The 20,334-nt window shown below is 64.1% G+C and carries 16 protein-coding genes and 1 tRNA gene; 12 read left to right on the top strand and 5 right to left on the bottom strand.

The genetic code is table 11. The features are described from left to right. Positions 1-31 precede the first annotated feature (31 nt). Positions 32-106: transfer RNA gene (locus VEIS_RS22025), tRNA-Arg, on the bottom strand. A 146-nt stretch (positions 107-252) separates the two neighbouring features. Here VEIS_RS22025 and VEIS_RS22020 point away from each other — a divergent pair. Beyond that, the gene (locus VEIS_RS22020) at positions 253-1,221 is read left to right on the top strand and encodes an MBL fold metallo-hydrolase (protein WP_041950273.1); all 969 of its coding nucleotides are present in this window, start codon (positions 253-255) and stop codon (positions 1,219-1,221) included. Between the two features lie 191 nt (positions 1,222-1,412). On the opposite strand, the gene VEIS_RS29275 is transcribed toward VEIS_RS22020, so the two are convergent. The 4 genes from VEIS_RS29275 to VEIS_RS22000 form a co-directional block, all read right to left on the bottom strand. Then, positions 1,413-4,271, bottom strand: a complete 2,859-nt coding sequence (locus VEIS_RS29275; RefSeq protein ID WP_011812232.1) for a hypothetical protein — start codon at positions 4,269-4,271, stop codon at positions 1,413-1,415. Beyond that, positions 4,268-5,110, bottom strand: coding sequence for a carbohydrate ABC transporter permease (locus VEIS_RS22010; RefSeq protein WP_011812231.1), 843 nt, complete (start codon positions 5,108-5,110; stop codon positions 4,268-4,270). The genes VEIS_RS29275 and VEIS_RS22010 overlap by 4 nt, the downstream gene beginning before the upstream one ends. After that, positions 5,107-6,000 (bottom strand): carbohydrate ABC transporter permease, encoded by an 894-nt coding sequence (locus VEIS_RS22005; protein ID WP_011812230.1) that lies wholly within the window; start codon positions 5,998-6,000, stop codon positions 5,107-5,109. The genes VEIS_RS22010 and VEIS_RS22005 overlap by 4 nt, the downstream gene beginning before the upstream one ends. 90 nt (positions 6,001-6,090) lie before the next feature. Beyond that, entirely contained in the window at positions 6,091-7,341 is a 1,251-nt protein-coding gene (locus VEIS_RS22000; protein ID WP_041950272.1) for an ABC transporter substrate-binding protein, read from the bottom strand. A 417-nt stretch (positions 7,342-7,758) separates the two neighbouring features. Between VEIS_RS22000 and VEIS_RS31275 the strand changes: the two genes are divergently transcribed. The 11 genes from VEIS_RS31275 to VEIS_RS21950 all read left to right on the top strand — a co-directional run bounded on the left by VEIS_RS31275 (position 7,759) and on the right by VEIS_RS21950 (position 20,236). Further along, positions 7,759-7,884, top strand: coding sequence for a hypothetical protein (locus tag VEIS_RS31275; protein ID WP_265259770.1), 126 nt, complete (start codon positions 7,759-7,761; stop codon positions 7,882-7,884). Positions 7,885-8,343: 459 nt separating this feature from the next. Continuing rightward, positions 8,344-9,174, top strand: coding sequence for a TOBE domain-containing protein (locus VEIS_RS21995; protein WP_011812227.1), 831 nt, complete (start codon positions 8,344-8,346; stop codon positions 9,172-9,174). A gap of 351 nt (positions 9,175-9,525) precedes the next feature. Next, on the top strand, positions 9,526-9,999 hold the full coding sequence (locus tag VEIS_RS21990) for a (2Fe-2S)-binding protein (protein ID WP_011812226.1): 474 nt from the start codon (positions 9,526-9,528) through the stop codon (positions 9,997-9,999). Positions 10,000-10,043: 44 nt separating this feature from the next. Beyond that, positions 10,044-12,452 carry a xanthine dehydrogenase family protein molybdopterin-binding subunit gene (locus tag VEIS_RS21985; RefSeq protein ID WP_011812225.1) on the top strand — a complete coding sequence of 803 codons (2,409 nt, stop codon included), beginning with the start codon at positions 10,044-10,046 and terminating at the stop codon, positions 12,450-12,452. 11 nt (positions 12,453-12,463) lie between these two features. Further along, on the top strand, positions 12,464-13,255 hold the full coding sequence (locus VEIS_RS21980) for an FAD binding domain-containing protein (protein ID WP_011812224.1): 792 nt from the start codon (positions 12,464-12,466) through the stop codon (positions 13,253-13,255). A gap of 273 nt (positions 13,256-13,528) precedes the next feature. Then, positions 13,529-14,521: a tripartite tricarboxylate transporter substrate binding protein gene (locus tag VEIS_RS21975; RefSeq protein ID WP_011812223.1), complete on the top strand. Its 993-nt coding sequence runs from the start codon at positions 13,529-13,531 to the stop codon at positions 14,519-14,521. A 141-nt stretch (positions 14,522-14,662) separates the two neighbouring features. Continuing rightward, positions 14,663-15,133 carry a tripartite tricarboxylate transporter TctB family protein gene (locus tag VEIS_RS21970; RefSeq protein WP_011812222.1) on the top strand — a complete coding sequence of 157 codons (471 nt, stop codon included), beginning with the start codon at positions 14,663-14,665 and terminating at the stop codon, positions 15,131-15,133. An 11-nt stretch (positions 15,134-15,144) separates the two neighbouring features. After that, the gene (locus VEIS_RS21965) at positions 15,145-16,638 is read left to right on the top strand and encodes a tripartite tricarboxylate transporter permease (protein ID WP_011812221.1); all 1,494 of its coding nucleotides are present in this window, start codon (positions 15,145-15,147) and stop codon (positions 16,636-16,638) included. Positions 16,639-16,739: 101 nt separating this feature from the next. Then, positions 16,740-17,804 carry an Ldh family oxidoreductase gene (locus tag VEIS_RS21960; RefSeq protein WP_011812220.1) on the top strand — a complete coding sequence of 355 codons (1,065 nt, stop codon included), beginning with the start codon at positions 16,740-16,742 and terminating at the stop codon, positions 17,802-17,804. Positions 17,805-17,868: 64 nt separating this feature from the next. Beyond that, positions 17,869-18,786: an AAA family ATPase gene (locus VEIS_RS21955; RefSeq protein WP_011812219.1), complete on the top strand. Its 918-nt coding sequence runs from the start codon at positions 17,869-17,871 to the stop codon at positions 18,784-18,786. A gap of 205 nt (positions 18,787-18,991) precedes the next feature. Then, the gene (locus tag VEIS_RS21950; protein WP_011812218.1) at positions 18,992-20,236 is read left to right on the top strand and encodes a vWA domain-containing protein; all 1,245 of its coding nucleotides are present in this window, start codon (positions 18,992-18,994) and stop codon (positions 20,234-20,236) included. Positions 20,237-20,334: the final 98 nt, after the last annotated feature.

Raw genomic sequence — 20,334 nt, 5'->3', positions numbered from 1 at the left:
GAGGTTCTTTGGTGGGCTCTTGATCCCGATCTGGTCCCCTCGACAGGAATCGAACCTGTATCTAGCGCTTAGGAGGCACTCGTTCTGTCCATTGAACTACGAGGAGGCAATCGTGCCATTGTAGGGGGCGCTACGGGCCGTCTTCCCCGGGAAGCCCGGGTCGAATGCGCCGCGCGCCAAGGCATTCGACAGTAACGGGCGCACTGCCCTACCATCTGGCCGATGGCCCATTTACCTTTACCTCCTCCCGCGATGAGCACGACCAAGACCTTCGCCTCCGCCGCCGACCTGCAAGTCAAGCAGGTGCGCTTTGACAAGCTCTCCGAGCACGCCTACGCCTACACCGCCGAGGGCGACCCGAATACCGGCGTCATCATTGGCGATGACGCGGTGATGGTCATCGACACCCAGGCCACCCCCGTGATGGCGCAGGACGTGATCCGCCGTATCCGCGAGGTCACCGACAAGCCGATCCGCTACCTGCTGCTGTCCCACTACCACGCCGTGCGTGTGCTGGGCGCCAGCGCTTACCGGGCCGAGGGGGCCGAGCACATCATCGCCAGCGAAGACACGCGCGCGCTGATCGTCGAGCGCGGCCAGTTCGACAAGGACAGCGAGATCGGGCGCTTTCCGCGTCTGTTCCAGGACCTGCAAAGCGTGCCCGAGGGCCTGACCTGGCCGACGCTGACCTTCCAGCAGAAGATGACGCTGTGGCTTGGCCAACTGGAGGTGCAGATCCTGCAACCGGGCCGGGGCCACACCAAGGGCGACACGGTGGCCTGGCTGCCCGAAGAGAAGATCCTCTTCAGCGGCGACCTGGTGGAGTTCGATGCCACCCCGTATGCCGGCGACGCCTATTTCAAGGACTGGCCGCAGACGCTCGAGCGCATTGCCGCGTTGCAGCCGGAAAAGCTCGTGCCGGGCCGGGGCGCGGCGTTGCAAACCCCGGCCCAGGTGCAGGCCGGCCTGGCCGGCACGCGCGCCTTCATCAGCGATCTGTACCACAGCGTCCAGCAAGGCGTCGCCCGGGGCGAGGACCTGCGCCGGGTGTACCAGGGGACATATGCCAGGTTGCAGCCCCGGTACGGCCAGTGGGTGATCTTCAACCACTGCATGCCGTTTGACGTGACCCGCGCCTATGACGAAGCCACGCAGTACCCGGACCCGCGCATCTGGACGGCCGAGCGCGATTTGCAGATGTGGCAGGCCCTCGAAGGCTGAGCCGACATGCGATGCCCGCCGCAGCCATCCCGCCCCGGCCCCGCACTGCCGGACAACTACGGGACCGAGTGCGAATACGCAGCGGACGAAAACCTGCGCCAGGCCAACGATTCCCGGTGAGCATGTCGTCGCAACCGGAGCGGCGTGGCGCGTTCTCGAATCGCTCTGTTCGCCGCGCGCGGCGACGCTTCTCATCCGCGACGGGCGGTCGCTAGTGTCGCGTCACCGATCATCTGTCGGTCTGTGCTGGCCATCGAAGCGCATCGCGGCGTTGCATCGCTTGCCAATACGCTCGGTATGGGCTGCGCGATGCGCCTTGCGCTGCGCTCCGATGGCTGCGCGCAGCCTACGACATCTGATCCGTGACGCGACACTAGATCGAATCCCGCAGCGCGGACGTTCCGGAGGGTGCCGAGTTCTGACTCAAGTTGCCCGGTACCCACCCGATCGAGGGTGAGTTCCAGCCCGAACAGTGCTGTGAGAACCGCGTCCGTCACCGCGACAGCGCCGAGGGAGTCCCGGTTGGACACGCCGCGTTCAGCGACCCGGTAGTGTCCTTTGCCCACGGCTTCCATAGCCTGCCCCCACAGTGCCCCGGATGTCGCGCGATGTGCCCGCTGCAGGATCGTAACAGCCAGGTCACGGCGCCCGAGGCGGGCGAGCCCTCTCGCGGTGTTTCCGGGCCATCCGCAGAAAGCACCGGCCGCCCCATGGTCGGGTCGGTCCGACTGGGGTGCAATGGGATCCTCGGGATCAAGCGCACGCATCCAGTCGCCCTCTAGCAAATGCTCCGCCACGAACGCCACCATTTCCTGGCGCTGTGAGGGCCCCAGTCGAGCGGTCAGGTGGTCCGCGACGTGAAAGAAATCAAGACAGTGCCCGATGGTTGTGCCACCCGCCGGAGTCATGATTGACCACCGGCCTCCGGGCACATACCGGGACAGCACCGCAGACGCAAGCTTCTCAGAGTCATCCGCCGCCGCTGCCGCTTCCTCAGGATGCCCCAACTGGGTGCACAACACCGAAAACTGCTGCAGCAGTCCCACGAAGGCCGCGTTGAACGACACCACGGCGTGACGATAGTTCGGAACACACTCGAGCAGCTCCCACGCATCATTGCCAAAGTCGATGAGGGTGTGATCGCCAAAGTTCGCACGTCCCGTCCGGGCGCGTGCCGCCAGCCCGCGGAGGTGGTCGAGCACCGACCGGTCGCCCGCGGTTTCGGTCAGTACGGAGGTGTCACCGGTGACACCGAGGTATACCGAGACCACGTGGAACAGCGACGTCGCATTTGCGGCGTAGTTGTTGCCCACCGGGAGCATTGCGTAGGTGTCGAACGAGTGGCACTCGGTGTATGGTTGCGCGAATGCCGCGACAATCCACGCACGCGTCGCGACGGGCTCCAACAGCGATGCGATTCGGGCAACCTCTGCTTGCTCCCAAAAATACGTGGTCGTTGCCCCCAGTCGTGGCCCGCCGGTAAGGAACACCGGACCAAGTTTGCTCACCCCGGTGTTCCGCATGTAGAGCGCGAGCAAGGCGCCGAGGTAGTACGTGCGCGCGACATCCGAATCTTCGGTGCTCAGAGTCGGTAGGTAACCCGAAAACTCTGTATTTCCGGGGGTAAAGGCGCTCCGCCACAGTGTGCGCCAGGCGTCGGCCGTGGCATCCCACCGTGCAGCGAAACTGCGTGCGGCGTGTACCGCGGTACGGCACGCTATATCCACCGAGGTGTCAAAGGCGAGCACAAACTCCACCTCCGTGCTCTGGCCCGCGGCAAGTTCTCGTGTCCACGTCGCCCTCCCGCAAGATCCGGCCACCACGATTGCATCGGGTTCGGTCGGGAAGGCGAAGACCGAGGCACATTCACTGTGCTTATCGGTGATTGTCACCACGCCAGCGAGGCGCGCAGCCTGCCAGCGTTGGCCATTCCACCACGGTTCGGTGCGGGCAATCTCTTCGCCGCCCAACCGCAGTGACGCTCCTGCTGCAGACACCCGCGCCTCCAATTGCAGCCACGTACCGGCCGCCGGAGTGACCGAGGAAGCAACGCGCTCGCCACCCGCGCTGAGCACAAGCCGACCGTTCTCGACGCTGATTTGGAGGGAATCGGGGTGGTTACCGTGGGTGACAATGACACCGGTTTGGCCCGGGTTGCTCAGGCATACAGCAAGGCTCAGGATTCCCCCCTCTCCGAGCCGCACGCGGCGTAGCCGCAGATCGGTATCGCGGGTGACGGGTATCTCATCGGGGGTGGGGGAGAGGTAGATCGTCTCCCCCACCCCCGATCGGGCAATGATGTTCCGAACAAGGGCGGTGACTCCGGGTGCGCGCACGCGTCCGGAGTCACTCGTGGAGTGATCGGGTAACTCGGTCTCAAGCAGCATCGGTTCGTCGTCTTCGTCGCGCTGGATACCGGGCAGTCGCGGACTGCCCAGGCGGATCCATCGGGCATCTTCTGCCACAACATTGACCTGGGTCGGGTGTTCTGCGGTGACCGCCGCACGGATGCGTTCGGTGGTGTAAAAATCGTGGTGATGTCCGTGATTCCACGGAGTGCCGTATGTCCACCCCCAGTCAACGGTGGACTGTGCCATCATCGCGAGTAGTTCTTGTTCGAGCGCCACTGATTGTGGTTGTGCGGAGTTATTTTGTACCCGAATTCGCCAGTTCACGTTCCGCTCGCGGAAACCGAACCGCACTTCTGTCTCTACGCTCAGGTCGGGTGTGTCGTGTTTGCGCTGCACACCCCACGCAGACCAACGGAACGCGGTTGCCGCGAGCGGCACCCCATTAACCCTGAGTGAGCCGGTGTGGTATCCGCCGCTGAACGGCGGCATCGCGAGCCAGGACAGTGAACTCAGATCGGCGTTGACATGGGCCTGACCCCACTGATTGCGCAGTGACGGCAGATGCACGATGTCCTCGCGGGACATCCACTCACCGGCCAGGCTGTCAAGCGGGAGAATGGCACCGTCGGGCACCGGAATAGCACCGTCGGGCACCGGAACGTCGCTGTCAAGAGCAGGGGCCTCGAGTGACACACTCATCCTTTTGATGCTCCTGACATGAGACCGTGAATGAATTCTCGCTGTGTGACCAGATAGCCCACGACCGGGATAAGGGCAGCGAGGAACATGATTCCGAAGAGCTGTCCGTAATCGGTTGAGTACTGCCCCAGGGACTGGTAGATACCGGTGGTGATGGTCTGCCCTTGCAGTGGGCCGAGGATAAAGAGCGGGTTGAGGAAGTCATTCCACACCCAGAGTCCCAGGAAAATCCCCACGGTCGCTGTTGCGGGGCGTAGCAGCGGCATGACGATCGTCCACCACACCCGCAGTTCACTGGCACCGTCCATTCGCGCCGCATCGATGACATCCCGTGGCACGGTTCGGAGGAACCCGACATACACAAACACCGCGAAAGACATGTACCCGCCACCGATATTGGAGAGGATCAGCCCCGGGTAACTGTTTGCGAGACCGACGCTCTGCAGCAGTGACACGATTGGTTGTAGCACAACCTGTGGTGGAATCATGAGGCCGAGCGCAAAGAGCGCAATCAACCCAGATTTCACCCAGCCGGTGCGCTCCGAAATCCAGAAACTTGCGGCGGCGGCGAGGGGGATAAGAACGAGGAGGGTCGCTGCCGTCACGACGATCGAGTTGAGAAGCCCGGTTTGAATGAGGGCATCGGGTCGGGACAGGGCATTGCCGATGTTCTCCCAGGTGAACGGCACGGGTGGCCCGAGGGGGTTGGCGAGAATTTGCGATTGACTCTTGAACGCGCTGACCAGCGCAATGTAGATGGGAACGATAAACGCAACCGTGACCAACCACGCGGCGAGTGCTCGCCCACGTGTAGTCCGGTTCAATAGAAGCGCGCTCACAGGTGGGCCTCCCGCCGACGAAGAAGATAGGTAACCCCGTAGGCCAGGACGGCTGTGAGGGCGAGTAACACCATCGCGATTGCGGAAGCGTATCCAAATCGGTTACTGGTGAAGGCCACGTCAATGAGGTAAAACGCGACCGATTTTGTGCTGTTGGCGGGGCCACCGCCGGTGAGAACAGCGATGACGTCGAACAGTTTGAGGGTTGTGATGAGGGTGAGGGTGACGCTAATGGTGGTGCCCGGGGCGATCATCGGCAGGGTGACATTGCAAAAGCGGTTGAGTGGCCCCGCGCCATCCATTCGAGCGGCTTCGTGCAACTCGGCTGGCACCGACTGCAGGGCCGCCGTGTACACGACCGTCGTGAAGGCGATTGTCATCCAGCTCACGACGACGCAGATCGAGAGTGTCGCCAATGCCGGTGTGCCCAGCCATGAGATCGGCTGCTGCGTCAACCCGGTGCCCTGCAGCACTGAGTTCAGCAGCCCATTCTCAGTGAGGATGCTGCGCCAAATGAACGCGACGATGACGCCCGAAAGAACCTGTGGAATGAAGACGAGTGTTCGCATGATCTTGTAGTGCCGGGCCGGGCCGTTGAGCAACATTGCGAACAGGAGACCGAATATGTTTGAGACCACCGTGACAAACAGGACCACGACGAGTGTGAAGCCCAGGCTGCGCAGGAAACGTTCGTCGTGCACCAACTCGGCGAAGTTCGCGAAACCAATAAATGCGTTCGTGGCGTTGAGCACGTTGCGATTGGTGAGGCTGGTGATGAAGCTCTGCACGAGCGGGTAGATCAGGAATGCGGCGTACAGCAGGAGTGCAAGCAGCGCAAGCGGTGCGAGCCCGATTCTGTGTCGGGCGCGAGTTTGAACATGGGTAGACACTTGTCGGTACCTTCTGCGGTTTTGCAAGTAACTGCGTGAGGGCGCGGGGAATCAGCAGGATTCCCCACACCCTCACGGCGCGCTGCGTGCTTATTTCTTTGTCGCAGCGGCCCAGTCCGCGTCCAGTTTCGTCAGCTGTTTTTTGACGTCGGAGTCAGAGAACACCGACTGTGCCAGCGCGTAGAAGGAGTCGTTGATCCCCGGTGCGAGTGCGTCGTCGTTGTTGACCCACCCGAAGGAGGACACCTTGGTATTGCTGTCGGTCACGTAGGAGTACGAGCTGTTGTACAGGCCGTTTACCGTGGCGCCAAAGTCTTTGATGCCGAGCTTTTTCATCATCGGGAAGGCTCCGTCGGTCTCGATGAGCACCTTGAGATTGGCGGGTGCGAGCGACCATGCCTGGGCAAATTTCTGCGCTGCGTCCACGTTCTTGGAGGCCGCGCTGACCGAGGTGGTGCCACCCACGTTGAACGGAATGACGACCGAGCCGTCGTCCGTCGGCCAGGGGAAGACTCCGATATTGTCTGCTTGCGCGGCGCTGACATAACTCGATCCGGTGAACCAGCTTCCCATCGGATACATCGCACTCTTGCCAGCGAGAAAGTTGCTGTTTGCGGTCTTGAAGTCAACGCTCAGCGCGGCCGGGCTGTAGGCGCCCATCTTGACGAGATCCACCGCCTTCTGCATCGCGTTGGCGAAGATTGGATCCGAGAGTTTTGCCTCCCCCTTGTAGAGCTTTTGGATCCAGGCGGGGTCTTTGCCGAGCACGTCGGCACTTGCCAGTCCGACCAGCGGCATGCTCGCTGCCCATGTTTCCGATCCCGCAAGTTCCAGTGGGGTGATACCCGCAGCGCGAAGTTTGGTGATCGCCGCCGTAAAGGCCGCCCAGGTGGTGGGAACGCTGATGCCGTTGTCCGCAAAGATCTTCTTGTTGTAGAAGACGAGCGGAATGATTTGCGAGTTGGTCGGCGGAATGTATGTTTCGCCACCGATCGCATTGGCCGTGGGTTGAAGGAAGTTGTCATCGAGCCACTTCTGATCGAACGGCTTCAGCAACTTTGCACCGGCGAAATCTTTCGGACTGATGGAGGCCAGAATGTCTGGAAATTGGCCGCTGGCCTGCAACTGTTTTGCATACTTGGTGCGGTCGGCATCGGGAGACACGATCTTTTTGATGGCGGCACCGGACACCTCTTTTGCGGCGGTGGCGATGGAGGTATCCCAAAATTTGGCGTCCAGTGCGGGAGTCTCGAAGACCATGAAGGTGAGCGAGCCTGCGCCACCCTGTGAACAGGCAGAGAGGCCCAGTGCGGTGGTGAGGGCAAGGACCGTGGCGGTCATTATGCGGCGGCGTGATGTCAAAGCAGTCTCCTCGATGTTGGATGGCGTTGGACGGACCAGTAGTCCGTGCTCGATTGCTGTGTTTTATCCATTTATTGGACTCGATTGATGCTAAGTAGGTACACGAGCACCGTCAATGTCGAGAGTTTTCAATCTGTCCTGTTTTGTAACGCGCAATCTGTCCGGTTTTATCGTCACCACAAAGGAGAAAATGACAAAGTGAGCGACCATGAATCGGACAATACTGTTACGTAAGATACGGAAAATGAGATTCGGGGAAGCCCGTGCCTGTGGGCGGGAGCCGGGACGGCCGCGCGCCCGGGCCAGTGAGGCCGCTGTTCGGGACGGTCTGCGCGAGATTCACGCCAGATGGCCCGTCTTGCGGCGGTCTGTCAAACCGCAATCCACAGAATTTCGATGAACAAGGAAATCATGACCCGCATTCGACTCGATGCAAACGCCGCTGCCGCTCAGGTGTGGGGCGTGCTCACTGATTTCGCACCCTGTCTGCGCACGATCCCGGCCGATGCGACAGAGAACTGATTCACAGCGAACGGTTGCCGGGCTGGTTGCCGGGGCCCGTCTTTGGCAGCATCCGCGCCGATACGGAACGCAGCTTCGTCGCGATGAATGAGGCGTTGCAGCAGCGTCTGGGCGCGATCTCGACGAGCGGCAAAGAGGATGGGCGTCAGGTGTGGGATGTGCCTTTGTCCGGCCCGGCCTGCCACTTTTGCCAGAATGGGCCAGGGTGGGCCAGGGTGGGCCGGGCGAGGGGCAGCGACCAGATCAAAGCATGGTTTTCGGGCGCACCAAGCTGCAAGCCGTAAGCGGCATGAAGCACGGGCAGACCCCGAACCGGTTTTCATGACGCTGCGCATCACCCACGCCCGATGCAACAGGCGCAGCCCGGACCAGGGGCGCCGCGCAGCGGGCTGTGCCAGGCCGCAGGCGACTCGGAGGATGGGTTACACCCGGCGCCTTCCTTGAAGCATCATCCCCCCCATGCCTGCCACCCTGTCCCTCTCCGGCGCCCTGGGCCATGCCCATGCCGACAAACGCATCGACATCCTGCGGCATATCGGCGTCTGCGGCTCGATTTCGCAGGCCGCCCGGGCCGTGGGCGTGAGTTACAAGGCGGCTTGGCAGGCGCTGGACACGTTGACCAATCTGGCGGGCGCGCCGCTGGTGGCGCGTGCCGTGGGCGGTGCGGGCGGGGGTGGGGCGCGGTTGACTGCGGCCGGGCGCGAATTGCTGGCGGCGGCCGATGCGCTGGCGCTGGCGCGCGGTGCGGTGCTGGCGCGCTGGCAGGCCGCGCCGGATGCAGGGCCTGCGCTGGCGCGGCTGGCGCTGCGCACCAGCATGCGCAACCAGTTGCCGTGCACCGTTGGGCCGTTGGCGTTGCAGGGGCAGATCGTGCGTGTGCCTCTGCGACTGGCGCGCACGGATGGCGAGGGTGGTGCGGATGGTGCGGATGGTGCGGATGGTGCGGATGGTGCGGATGGCGCGCTCGACCTGGCCGCGCGCATCACGCGCGAGAGTGCGGAGCTTTTGGGGTTGCAGCCGGGGCTGGCGGTGCAGGCGCTGTGCAAGGCCACGGCGGTGCGGGTGGAACGCGCGGGTGCAGCGCTGGCGGCAGAGCCCGGCATCTTGCGGCTGCCGGCCAAGGCCGTGCGCGTGGTGCGCGGCAGCTCGGGCGACGAGGTGTCGGCCGAACTGGCTGCGGGCTTGCAGTTGGTGGGCTTTGCGATGCCGGGCAGTGGCCTGCGGGCGGGTCACCGCGTGGCGCTGGTGCTGGAGGAAAACGCCGTGGTGCTGGCATTGGCGCACGGCTGAGGCCCTGGCCCCGGGGCCGGTGTGCGGTGAGCCACTGTGGGCTGTCGGCGGGGATGGGCATGGTGCAAAGCCCCAAGTTTCCTGATCCGATTTCCCAATCGTTCGTGAACGCGAAGGCGCAGCGCAGACAGTACGAATGTGTGGCAAGCGACGCCGGCAAAGCGCACGGATGATTCAGGAATGGAATGGGAGCCGCATGATGCGCCGTGTGCGGTGCAAGAAGTTTCACTGGGAGAATATCCGGCGCCGACCCGGGAATCACAGGGTTACCCCTAGGGATTGGAACATGGGCAGGGCCGAAGATACGTTCAGCCCCAATCCAGCCACACCCTCTGCATAGGAGATAGCCAGATGCAAGTCCAGTTCACGGTCAACGGGCGCGCTGCCAGTGTTGACGTTCCTCCCGAGACCCTGCTGGTGCATGCGCTGCGCGAGCAACTGAGGCTGACCGGCACCCATGTGGGTTGCGACACCAGCCAATGCGGCGCCTGCACGGTGCTGCTCGATGGCCGTGCGGTGAAGTCCTGCGCCATGCTGGCGGTGCAGGCGCAAGGGGCCGAGGTGACCACCATCGAGGGCTTGGCCGCAGCCGACGGCACGTTGCACCCGATGCAGGCGGCTTTCAAGGAATGCCACGGCCTGCAATGCGGCTTTTGCACGCCCGGCATGGTGCTGAGCGCGGTCGACCTGTGCCGCAGCCACCCCGACGCCGATGCCGGCCAGATCCGCGAATTGCTCGAAGGCAATATCTGCCGCTGCACCGGCTACCAGAACATCGTGCGTGCGGTGCAGGCCGGGCAAAAGGCCATGGCTTCATCCGCCTGACCGGACCCCCGAACCATCCATCCATTCCCAAGGAGGCAAAGACCATGGGTGCATCCGATTTTTCCAGGCTGCCGCATATCGGCGAGTCGCTGCTGCGCAAAGAGGACTACCGCTTTCTGACCGGCGCCGGCCAGTACACCGATGACGTGGTGCTGGCCGCGCAAAGCCATGCCGTGTTCGTGCGCTCGCCGCATGCGCATGCCAGGATCGAGCGCATCCGCACCGACGCGGCCAGGGCCGCGCCCGGCGTGCTGGGGGTGTTCACCGGCGCCGATGTGGCGGCCGACAAGATCAACGGCCTGCCCTGCGGCTGGCTCATCACCAGCACCAACGGTGCGCCGATGAAGGAGCCGCCGCACCCCATCCTGGCCCAGGGCAAGGTGCGCTATGTGGGCGACCATGTGGCCCTGGTGGTGGCGCAAACGCAGCAGCAGGCGCGCGATGCAGCGGAACTGGTCGAGGTCGATTACGAGGCGCTGCCCGCCGTGGTCCATGTGGCCGACGCCGCCGCAGGCACGACCGGCGCCGTGGCTGGCGCAGCGCTGCATGACATCGCCCCCGACAATCATTGCTTCAAGTGGGCCATCGGCGACCGGACTGCGGTCGATGCGGCCTTTGCCGATGCAGCGCATGTCACCAGGCTCGACCTGCTGAACAACCGCCTGATCCCCAACGCCATCGAGCCGCGTGCGGTCATCGCCAGCTACCAGCGCGCGAATGACGAATACACGCTGTATGTGAGCAACCAGAACCCGCATGTCGAGCGCCTGCTGATGACGGCCTTTGTGCTCGGCCTGCCCGAGCACAAGGTGCGCGTGATCGCCCCCGATGTGGGTGGCGGCTTCGGCTCGAAGATCTTTTTGTACGCCGAAGACGTGTGCCTGACCTGGGCCGCCAAGAAGCTCCAGCGCAACATCAAATGGGTGGCCGACCGCAGCGAATCCTTTCTGTGCGATGCGCATGGCCGCGATCACAGCAGCCACGCCGAGATGGCGCTGGACGAGGAAGGCCGCTTCCTGGCCCTGCGCGTGCACACCGATGCCAACCTGGGCGCCTACCTGAGCACCTTTGCCAGCGCCGTGCCCACCATCTTGTACGCTACGCTGCTGGCCGGCCCGTACCGCACGCCGCTGGTCCATGTCGAGGTCGATGCCTGGTTCACCAACACCGCCCCGGTCGATGCCTACCGCGGCGCGGGCCGGCCCGAGGCCACCTATTTGCTCGAACGCCTGGTCAGCCGCTGCGCCTGGGAGATGGGGCTGGAGCAGGACGAGCTCCGCAAGCGCAACTTCATCACCAGTTTTCCCTACCAAACGCCGGTGGCGTTGCAGTACGACATCGGCGACTACCCCGCCTGCATGGCGCAGGCGCAGCAACTGGCCGATGTGGCGGGCTTTGCGGCGCGCCGGGCGGCCAGCACGGCCAAGGGCTTGCTGCGCGGCATCGGTTATTCGTCGTACATCGAAGCCTGCGGCATTGCGCCGTCGAACATCGCCGGCGCGTTGGGCGCGCGCGCCGGCCTGTTTGAATGCGGCGAAGTGCGCGTGCACCCCACCGGCAGCGTGACCGTGTTCACCGGCTCGCACAGCCACGGCCAGGGGCATGAGACCACTTTTGCGCAGGTGGTGGCGGCGCGCCTGGGCATCGCGGTCGAGAGCGTGGACATCGTGCACGGCGACACCGGCCGCGTGCCCTTCGGCATGGGCACCTACGGCTCGCGCTCGATCAGCGTGGGCGGCGCTGCCATCATGAAAGCGCTGGACAAGATCGAAACCAAGGCGAAAAAAATCGCCGCGCACCTGATGGAAGCCAGCGACGCCGACATCGACTTCGCCAATGGTGAGTTCAGCGTGCGCGGCACGGACAAGAAAATCCCGTTCGCCCAGGTGGCGCTGACCGCCTACGTGCCGCACAACTACCCGCTCGACAAGCTCGAACCGGGCCTGAACGAAACCGCGTTCTACGACCCGACCAACTTCACCTTCCCGGCCGGCACCTACATCTGCGAGGTCGAAATCGACCCCGCCACCGGCGCCACGCGGGTGGACCGGTTCACTGCGGTCGACGACTTCGGCACCATCATCAACCCGATGATCGTCGAAGGCCAGGTGCATGGCGGGGTGGCGCAAGGCATAGGGCAGGCGCTGATGGAAAACTGCGTCTACGAGCGCGAGACCGGCCAGTTGCTCACCGGCAGCTTCATGGACTACGCGATGCCGCGCGCGGACGACTTCCCCGATTTCAAACTGGGCCATGTATGCACGCCCTGCACGCACAACTCGCTGGGCACCAAGGGCTGCGGCGAGGCCGGGGCCATAGGCTCGCCGCCGGCGGTGATCAACGCCGTACTCGACGCGCTGCGCCCGCTGGGCGTGCGCGACTTCGATATGCCGGCAACACCCCACCGCGTATGGCAAGCCATCCAGCAAGCCAATCCAAGCGCCAAAACCTGAGGAGCACCCGCATGTACGCATTCAGCTACGAAGCCCCCGCCAGCCTGGCCGACGCAGCCCGGCTGAGCGCCGCCGGCGGCAGGCCACTGGCCGGCGGGCAAAGCCTGCTGCCCTCGATGCGGCTGCGCCTGACCAACCCCGGGCAGGTCATAGCCCTCGATGGCATCGAGGAACTGGCCGGCATCCGCCGCGCAGGCAACGCCCTGGTCATTGGCGCGATGACGCGCCATGTCGATGTGGCCTGCAGCGCCGATGTGCAAGCGGCCATCCCGGCGCTGGCCGATCTGGCCGCGCATATCGGCGACCGTCAGGTGCGCGCGCGTGGCACGCTGGGCGGCTCGGTCGCCCACAACGACCCGGCGGCCTGCTACCCCTGCGCCGTGCTGGGCCTGGGCGCTACGGTCATCACGAACCGGCGCGAAATCAGCGCCGAAGACTTCTTCGTCGGCATGTACACCACGGCGCTGGCCGAGGGCGAACTGATCACGGCCATCCGCTTTCCGGTGCCCCAACGTGCGGCCTACCTGAAATTCAAACAGGCCGCCTCGCGCTTCTCGCTGGTGGGCGTGTTCGTGGCGCAAACCGGCAGCGGCGTGCGCGTAGCCGTCACGGGAGCGGCCAGCAGCGTGTTCCGCCACCGGGGCCTGGAGGCCGCGCTCAGCCAGAGCTTCACCCCCGCAGCGGCCGCCGCAGTGCGCATCGATGCCGGCGAACTGAACGCCGACATCCACGCCAGCGCCGCCTATCGCGCCCATTTGATCAGTGTGCAAACGCAGCGGGCGGTGGCGCAGATGCTGGGTTGATCACCGGCAGCACCCCTGCCTGGACTGGTATGTCTCCGGCACCGGGCATGCGATGTGGCAGGGGCCTTTTCTGATGAATCAAACGATGGCACTGGCGCCACATGCAAATCACTCGTCTGTGGCGTCTGTGGCCAGCGTCGGCAGGGCGGTTGCTCAATATCGTGATGCGTGATGACCGGTACCGGAATACATGGTTCATCGACGGGCTTGCAACGCAGCCGGATGCAGCAGGCAAAGCAAGGCGATATTCACCCACCTTCACCGGGAAACACAATGATTGAAATGCGCAGAAAAATCTTCCGGGCCGTTGTCACGGCGGCAGCGGCATTATCCGCATTATCCTTTGGTGCTGCACATGCGGCATGGCCGGATCGCCCGGTAACGCTGGTGGTGCCGTGGGCCGCCGGCGGCGGCACCGACGCGACAGCCCGCATCATCGGCGCCTTGCTCGAAAAGGAACTCGGTCAACCGGTCAATGTCGTCAATCGCACCGGCGGCAACGGCGTGGTGGGGCATCAGGCCATCGCGGGCGCCACGCCCGACGGCTACACCATCGGCATGGCCACGGTCGAAATTGCGATGATGCACCATCAGGGGCTGACCCAATTGAGCTACAGGGATTACACACCGATCGCCCTGCTGAATTTCGACCCGGCGGCATTGACAGTGAGCGCCGAATCTCCCTACAAAACCTTCGATGATCTGCTCAAGGCGGTAAAGGCCGCGCCCGGCAAGCTCAAGGCTTCCGGCACCGGCCATGGCGGCATCTGGCATCTGAGTCTGGCAGGCATGCTGAGCGATCTGAAACTGGACACGGTGGCCGTGCGCTGGGTGCCGTCCAACGGTGCCGCGCCTGCACTGGTTGATCTTGCTGCCGGTGGTGTCGACATCGTCGCAGCATCGCTGCCCGAAGCGCGCCCACTGATCGATGCCGGCAAGGCACGCCCAATGGTGATCATGGCCAATGCGCCGGCTGCGCTGTATCCCAATGTGCCGACATTGAAGAGCCTGACCGGCAGCAACTGGACCATGGGCGGCTGGCGCGGCATCGCTGCGCCCAAGGGATTGCCCGCCGACATTCAGGCCAAGCTGGCGCGGCATATACAAAAGATTTGCAACAGCAAGGAGTACAAGGACTTCATGGGCGGTCGCGGCTTCGGCATGATGTATGCCGACTCGGCCGAGTTCGGCAAATTCATGGAAAAGAGCGACACCGACATGGGACAAATCCTGAAAACACTGGGGATGGCCCCATCAGCGCGCTGACGGGCCGCTGCGGTGATGCCAATGCTGCGCGGCGCGGTTTTCCTGTCCGGCCTTGCCTTGCTTGGCACGGATTTGCCATTGCAGATGGCGGCCGACATTGGTTGACGCAACGCCATCGATGAATCTGCCGAATGCCCGCCCATGAAAATCAATGACACTCTTTCAGGCTTGCTGCTTGCCCTTTTTGCTGCTGCCATCTTCATTTACGCAGGCACATTCCCTTCCATGAGGCAACAAGTGGGCCCCGCCCTGTTTCCGCAATTGCTGGCGGGCGGATTCATGATCTGCGCATTCCTGCTGATCTGCAAAGGATTGCGGCAGACGCGTACCGAAGCCTGGTTCAGCCTGCCGCCGTGGTTCGGCGAGCGCCGCGCCGTTTTTGCCTATCTGCTGGTGCTGCTGTCCCTGGTGTTCTACATCTGCGCTTGCGAAGCGCTGGGTTTTCTGCCGACTGCCACGATCTTGCTGCTGTCGCTGTCCATGACCTTTGGCGCCCGCCTTGCGGTCGCCATGCCAATGGCCATTGCCAGTGCCCTGGGTATTCACTGCATCTTTTATAAACTCCTGAAAGTGCCGCTCCCTTGGGGCATGCTGGAATCCATTGCCTGGTAATGGAGCCGACGATGCTTGCAAATCTGTATGCGGCTTTCGCGCAGGTGTTCGACCCCTATGTATTGGCGGTCATTTTCGGTTCATCCATGTTTGGTTTGTTCATGGGCGCCATTCCCGGCCTGAGCGCGACCATGGCAGTGGCGTTGCTGGTGCCGGTGACCTTTTTCATGCCGGCCGTGCCAGCGGTGGCGGCGATGGTGTCCGCCACGGCGATGGCGATTTTTTCGGGCGATATTCCAGGGTGCCTGCTGCGCATTCCCGGTACGCCTTCTTCTGCAGCCTATACCGATGAAGCCTATGCGATGACCCGCAAGGGGCAGGGTGAAATCGCGCTGGGTGCCAGTTTGGTGTTTTCGGCAGTGGGCGGCCTGTTTGGCACTTTCGTGCTGATCCTGGCTGCGCCCGCGCTGGCGGAACTGGCGTTGAAATTCTCTTCATTCGAATACTTCTGGCTGGTCTTGCTGGGGTTGACCTGCGCGATTTTCATTGCTTCGAACAATCCGCTCAAAGGCTTTGTCTCCCTGCTCTTGGGCATGTTCATCGCTTCCATCGGTATGGGCAATCCAGCGGGTTTTCCGCGTTTCACATTCAATAACGCCAACCTGCTGGGAGGGGTATCGCTGGTGCCGCTGATGGTCGGCATGTTTGCCATGTCCGAGGTGTTGCGTTATGCGGTCTCCAAAGACGAACCGATGCCCATCGATGGTCGACCCGTGGGTAATGTATTCAAGGGAATGTGGAACCTGGCGCTCAAGTACCCGAAGTCGATCCTGCGCGGCAGTGTGCTGGGGACCCTGGTTGGCGCTTTGCCAGGCGCGGGTGCCGATATTGCGGCCTGGATGTCGTATGCGATGAGCAAGAAAATGTCCAGAGAGCCGGAGAAGTTCGGCACCGGCCATCCCGAAGGTATCGTGGAGGCGGGGGCCGCCAACAACTCGGCGCTCGCCGGTGCCTGGATTCCGGCGCTGGTGTTTGGCATACCGGGAGACTCGATCACCGCCATCGTGATCGGCGTGCTGTACATGAAGAACCTCAATCCGGGGCCGATGATCTTCGTTCAGAATCCGGTCTCGATATACGCCATCTTCATGGTCTTCATATTGGCCAACCTGCTGATGCTGCCGCTGGGTTTTGGCTGCATCAAACTGGCCAAGCGGATTTTGCGTGTTCCGCGCAATGTGCTGATGCCGCTGATTTTGCTGTTTTGTATCGTCGGCTCCTATGCCACCAACAACAGCGTGTCCGATGTCGGCACCATGCTGATATTCGGCTTGCTGGCCTATCTGATGGAGGTAAATGGCTTCCCGGTTGCGCCGACGATACTCGGCGTGGTGCTGGGCGGCATGCTGGAAGAGCATTTCGTCACCTCGATGATCAAGGCCGACGGTGAGTTTCTGGCCTTTTTCAGTCGACCCATCGCGGGGACACTGGGTGTGTTGACGATATTGCTGTGGCTGTTGCCACTGGTCTTGCGCGGCTTGCGCAGGAAACCGGCATTGGTGTGATGATTTTCTGATGAAAGCCGTGCTGGCCGGTCGGGCGTCGAACAAAATCGGTTGACCGATCGGTTGGCCGGACACTGCCAAATGAAAGGATGGTTTGCACCATGGCCGCACCCGAGCGTTTTTCCGCTGCCGAACTCAGGCAGTTTTCCACGCAATTGCTGCAAAAAGCCGGCTTGCCGCTGGCGCCTGCCGATGCGGTGGCGCGCACGCTGGTCGACGGCGACTTGCTGGGACACGATACCCATGGCCTGGCGCTGCTGGTTCCTTACGTCAGGGAAGTCAGCAAGGGCGCGATGACGACCTCCGGCGAACCGGACGTCGTCTCCGACCGCCCCGCCGCGCTGGTCTGGAATGGTCGCCGCTTGCCGGGACCATGGCTGGTGCACAAGGGCATCGATGCGTTGATTGCGCGTGCGCGCGAACTCGGCACGGCAGCGCTGGTGATTCACCACAGTCATCACATCGCCTGTCTCGCTGCGTATTTGCTGCGGGCCACCGAAGAGGGCTTCCTGATGGTGTTGTCGAGTTCCGATCCGGCGGTGCAAAGCGTGGCGCCGTTCGGCGGCACCCGTGCGGTATTCACACCGAATCCGATTGCCGCCGGCATCCCGACTTCCGGCACGCCCTTGCTGGTCGATATCTCGGCGTCGATCACCACCAACGGCATGAGCAATCGGCTGCACAAGGCGGGCCGGCAGTTCGAAGAAGAATGGATGCTCGATGCGCAAGGCAATCCCAGCCGTGATCCGGCCGTGCTGGCGGCCGATCCGCCGGGCAGCATTTTGCCGCTTGGCGGACTGTCGGCGGGGCACAAGGGCTTCGGCCTGGCGGTGCTGATCGAAGCGTTGACCGGCGGCTTGTCCGGTTTCGGCCGCGCCGATCCGCCGACAGGCTGGGGCGCCACCGTGTTCATGAGTCTGTACGATCCGGCGGCTTTTGGCGGCCAGGCGGCGTTCAGGCGCCAGATGGACCATATCGCCGAGGCTTGCCGCAGCAATCCGCCGCGTCCCGGCGTCGGGCAGGTGCGCATGCCCGGCGACCGCGGCATGGCGCGCCGCGCGCAGCAGTTGGAGCAGGGCGTGGCGTTGCATCCGACGATTGCGCCGATGCTGCGCGAAGCGGCCGGGCAGTACGGTCTGGCGTTTCCGGCAGCATGGAGCGCCTGAATCCGATGATCCGATGACCGCGCCGGGCGCCGTCCGCGCCCGGATTGCGTAAACCCTGAACGATATGGCAATGAACACTCCGACCCTGCCGCCGCCTTCCATCGACGCCCTGGTGCAGGCCTTGCAGCGCGCGGGCTATTTTGCCGACCGGCGCCTGGCCACGGCGGTGTTTCTGGCGCTCCGGCTGCAACGCCCGTTGCTGCTCGAAGGCGAGCCCGGCGTCGGCAAGACGGCGCTGGCGCAGGCGCTGGCCCAGGTGCTCGCGCGCAGCCTGATACGCCTGCAATGCTACGACGGGCTGGAGCAGCGCGAGGCGCTGTACGAATGGAACTACGCGGCCCAACTGCTGCACATGCGCGCCGCGCAAGGGCAGGGCGCCGACATCGCGCAGCTCGAGCGCGAGGTCTACCAGGAGCGCTACCTGATCCGCCGCCCCCTGCTGCAAGCGCTGCAAGCCCCGGCGCCCGGCGCGGTGCTGCTGATCGACGAGGTCGACCGCGCCGACGAACCCTTTGAAGCCTTTTTGCTGGAGTACCTGGGCGAGTACCAGGTGAGCATTCCCGAAATCGGCACCGTGCGCGCCACGGCCACGCCGGTCACGATACTGACCAGCAACCGCACGCGCGACCTGCACGACGCCGTCAAGCGCCGTTGCCTGTACCACTGGCTCGACTACCCCGAGCGCGAGCGCGAACTGGCCATCGTCCGCGCCCAGGTGCCCGACGCCAGCCAGGCGCTGGCCACACAGGTCGCCGAGTTCGTCGCCCGCCTGCGCAGCCAGCCCTTTGCCAACGCCTTCCAGCGCGCCCCCGGCATCGCCGAGAGCGTGGAATGGGCGCAGGCCCTGGTCGCGCTCGACACCATCGTGGTCGACCCCGAGGTGGTGGCCGACACGGCGGGCATCCTGTTCAAACAGCGCGAAGATGTGGCGGCACTGACCCGGGATCTGGCGCTTGAACTGCTCAAGCCGCTGGCGCTCTGAACGGCCGCGTTGCTGCCCCAGGCGCTGGCGTGCCATCCCGCAAATCACTGCAATGAAACCGCGCCTTTCACGCCAGCGCAGCGTTGCAAATCAGCGCCATGCCGACAGGTGTCGCAAGGATTTTCGCCTTGCCTTGGCACGAAACGCATCGATTCCATTGTGTGCAGCCATCGACGGGACGGCACACCAGTAGGCCGGAGCACGCATGACCGCCATCCCCCCTGCCCGATCCATCCCCGCCAGCTCGCAATGGGGCGACGCCCGCAGCGGCAAACTGGCCGACAACCTCAGCGGCTTTGGCCGCGCACTGCGCCGCGCCGGCGTGCGGGTCGATGCTGCGCGCATGGCGCTGGCCCAGCAGGCCGTGCTGCTGGCGGGTCTGCAGCGGCAAGACTTCAGCGCCGCGCTGGAGGCCGTGCTGGTCAGTGGCGAGCAAGACCGCATGGTGTTCCGTGAACTCTTCGATGCCTATTTTCGCAACCCCGACATCGCGCAAAAGCTGCTCGCACAGATGCTGCCCAGCGCCGAATCCAAAGCCGCGCCCAGCCGGCGCCGCCCGCGTGTCAGTCAGGCGCTGGCCCCGGTGCGCGCGGCGCGCGATGCCGCTGCGCCGCGCCAGGATGCGACGCTGGACTTCGACGCCGCAATGAGCGCCAGCGACTTGCAACGGCTGCGGCAAGCCGATTTCAACCAGCTATCGGCCAGCGAATACCTGCTGGTCGAGCGCCTGGCCCGCGACATCCGGCTGCCGCTGCCGCATTACGCCGCCCGCAGGCTGCGGCCGGGCGCGCGTGGCAGCCGCCCGCATTGGCCCGGCGCCATGCAGCGCGCCGCGCGCACCGGGGGCGAGCTATTGCAACTGCCGCTGCTGCAACGGCGCCAGCAGCCGCTGCCGCTGCTGGTGCTGGTCGACATATCAGGCTCGATGGAGCGCTACGCCCGCCTGCTGCTGGCCTTTTTGCACGCCGCCACCGCGCCGCGCCACACCCGTTGGGCCGGCGGCGCGGCGCTGCGCCGCGACGTGTTTGCTTTTGGCACCGGCCTGACCGACCTGACACCGGCCTTTCGCCTGGCCGACACCGACGCCATGCTGCAAGCCGCCAGCCAAGCCATCGCCGACTTTGCCGGCGGCACCCGCATCGGTGACAGCCTGGCCCAGTTGCGCCAACGGCATGCCCGCCGTCTGGTCGGGCGGCGCACGCTGGTGCTGCTGATCAGCGATGGTCTGGACACCGGCGCGCCCGAGCAGTTGACACAGGCGCTGGGCTGGCTGCGCCGCCACTGCGGCCGGCTGTTGTGGCTCAACCCGCTGCTGCGCTTCGATGGCTACGCGCCCACGGCACGCGGCGCCGCCGCACTGCACCGCCAAACCCATGGCATGCTGGCCGTGCACAACCTGAGCCGCCTGCAAGACCTGGCCGCCAGTCTGGCCAGCGTGTTGCGGCAATAGGCATAGGCATTGGACAATGCGGAAACAGGGCCACAGGACGATAGGCAACGACAGACAGACATGCTTGAATGCGCCGCATGAATCCCCGCACCCAGGCG

It is taken from the genome of Verminephrobacter eiseniae EF01-2 (genome assembly GCF_000015565.1).
GTDB lineage: Bacteria > Pseudomonadota > Gammaproteobacteria > Burkholderiales > Burkholderiaceae_C > Acidovorax > Acidovorax eiseniae.
The sequence above is the reverse complement of the archived record's forward strand: the minus strand, read 5'-3'. Positions and strand labels throughout refer to the sequence as shown.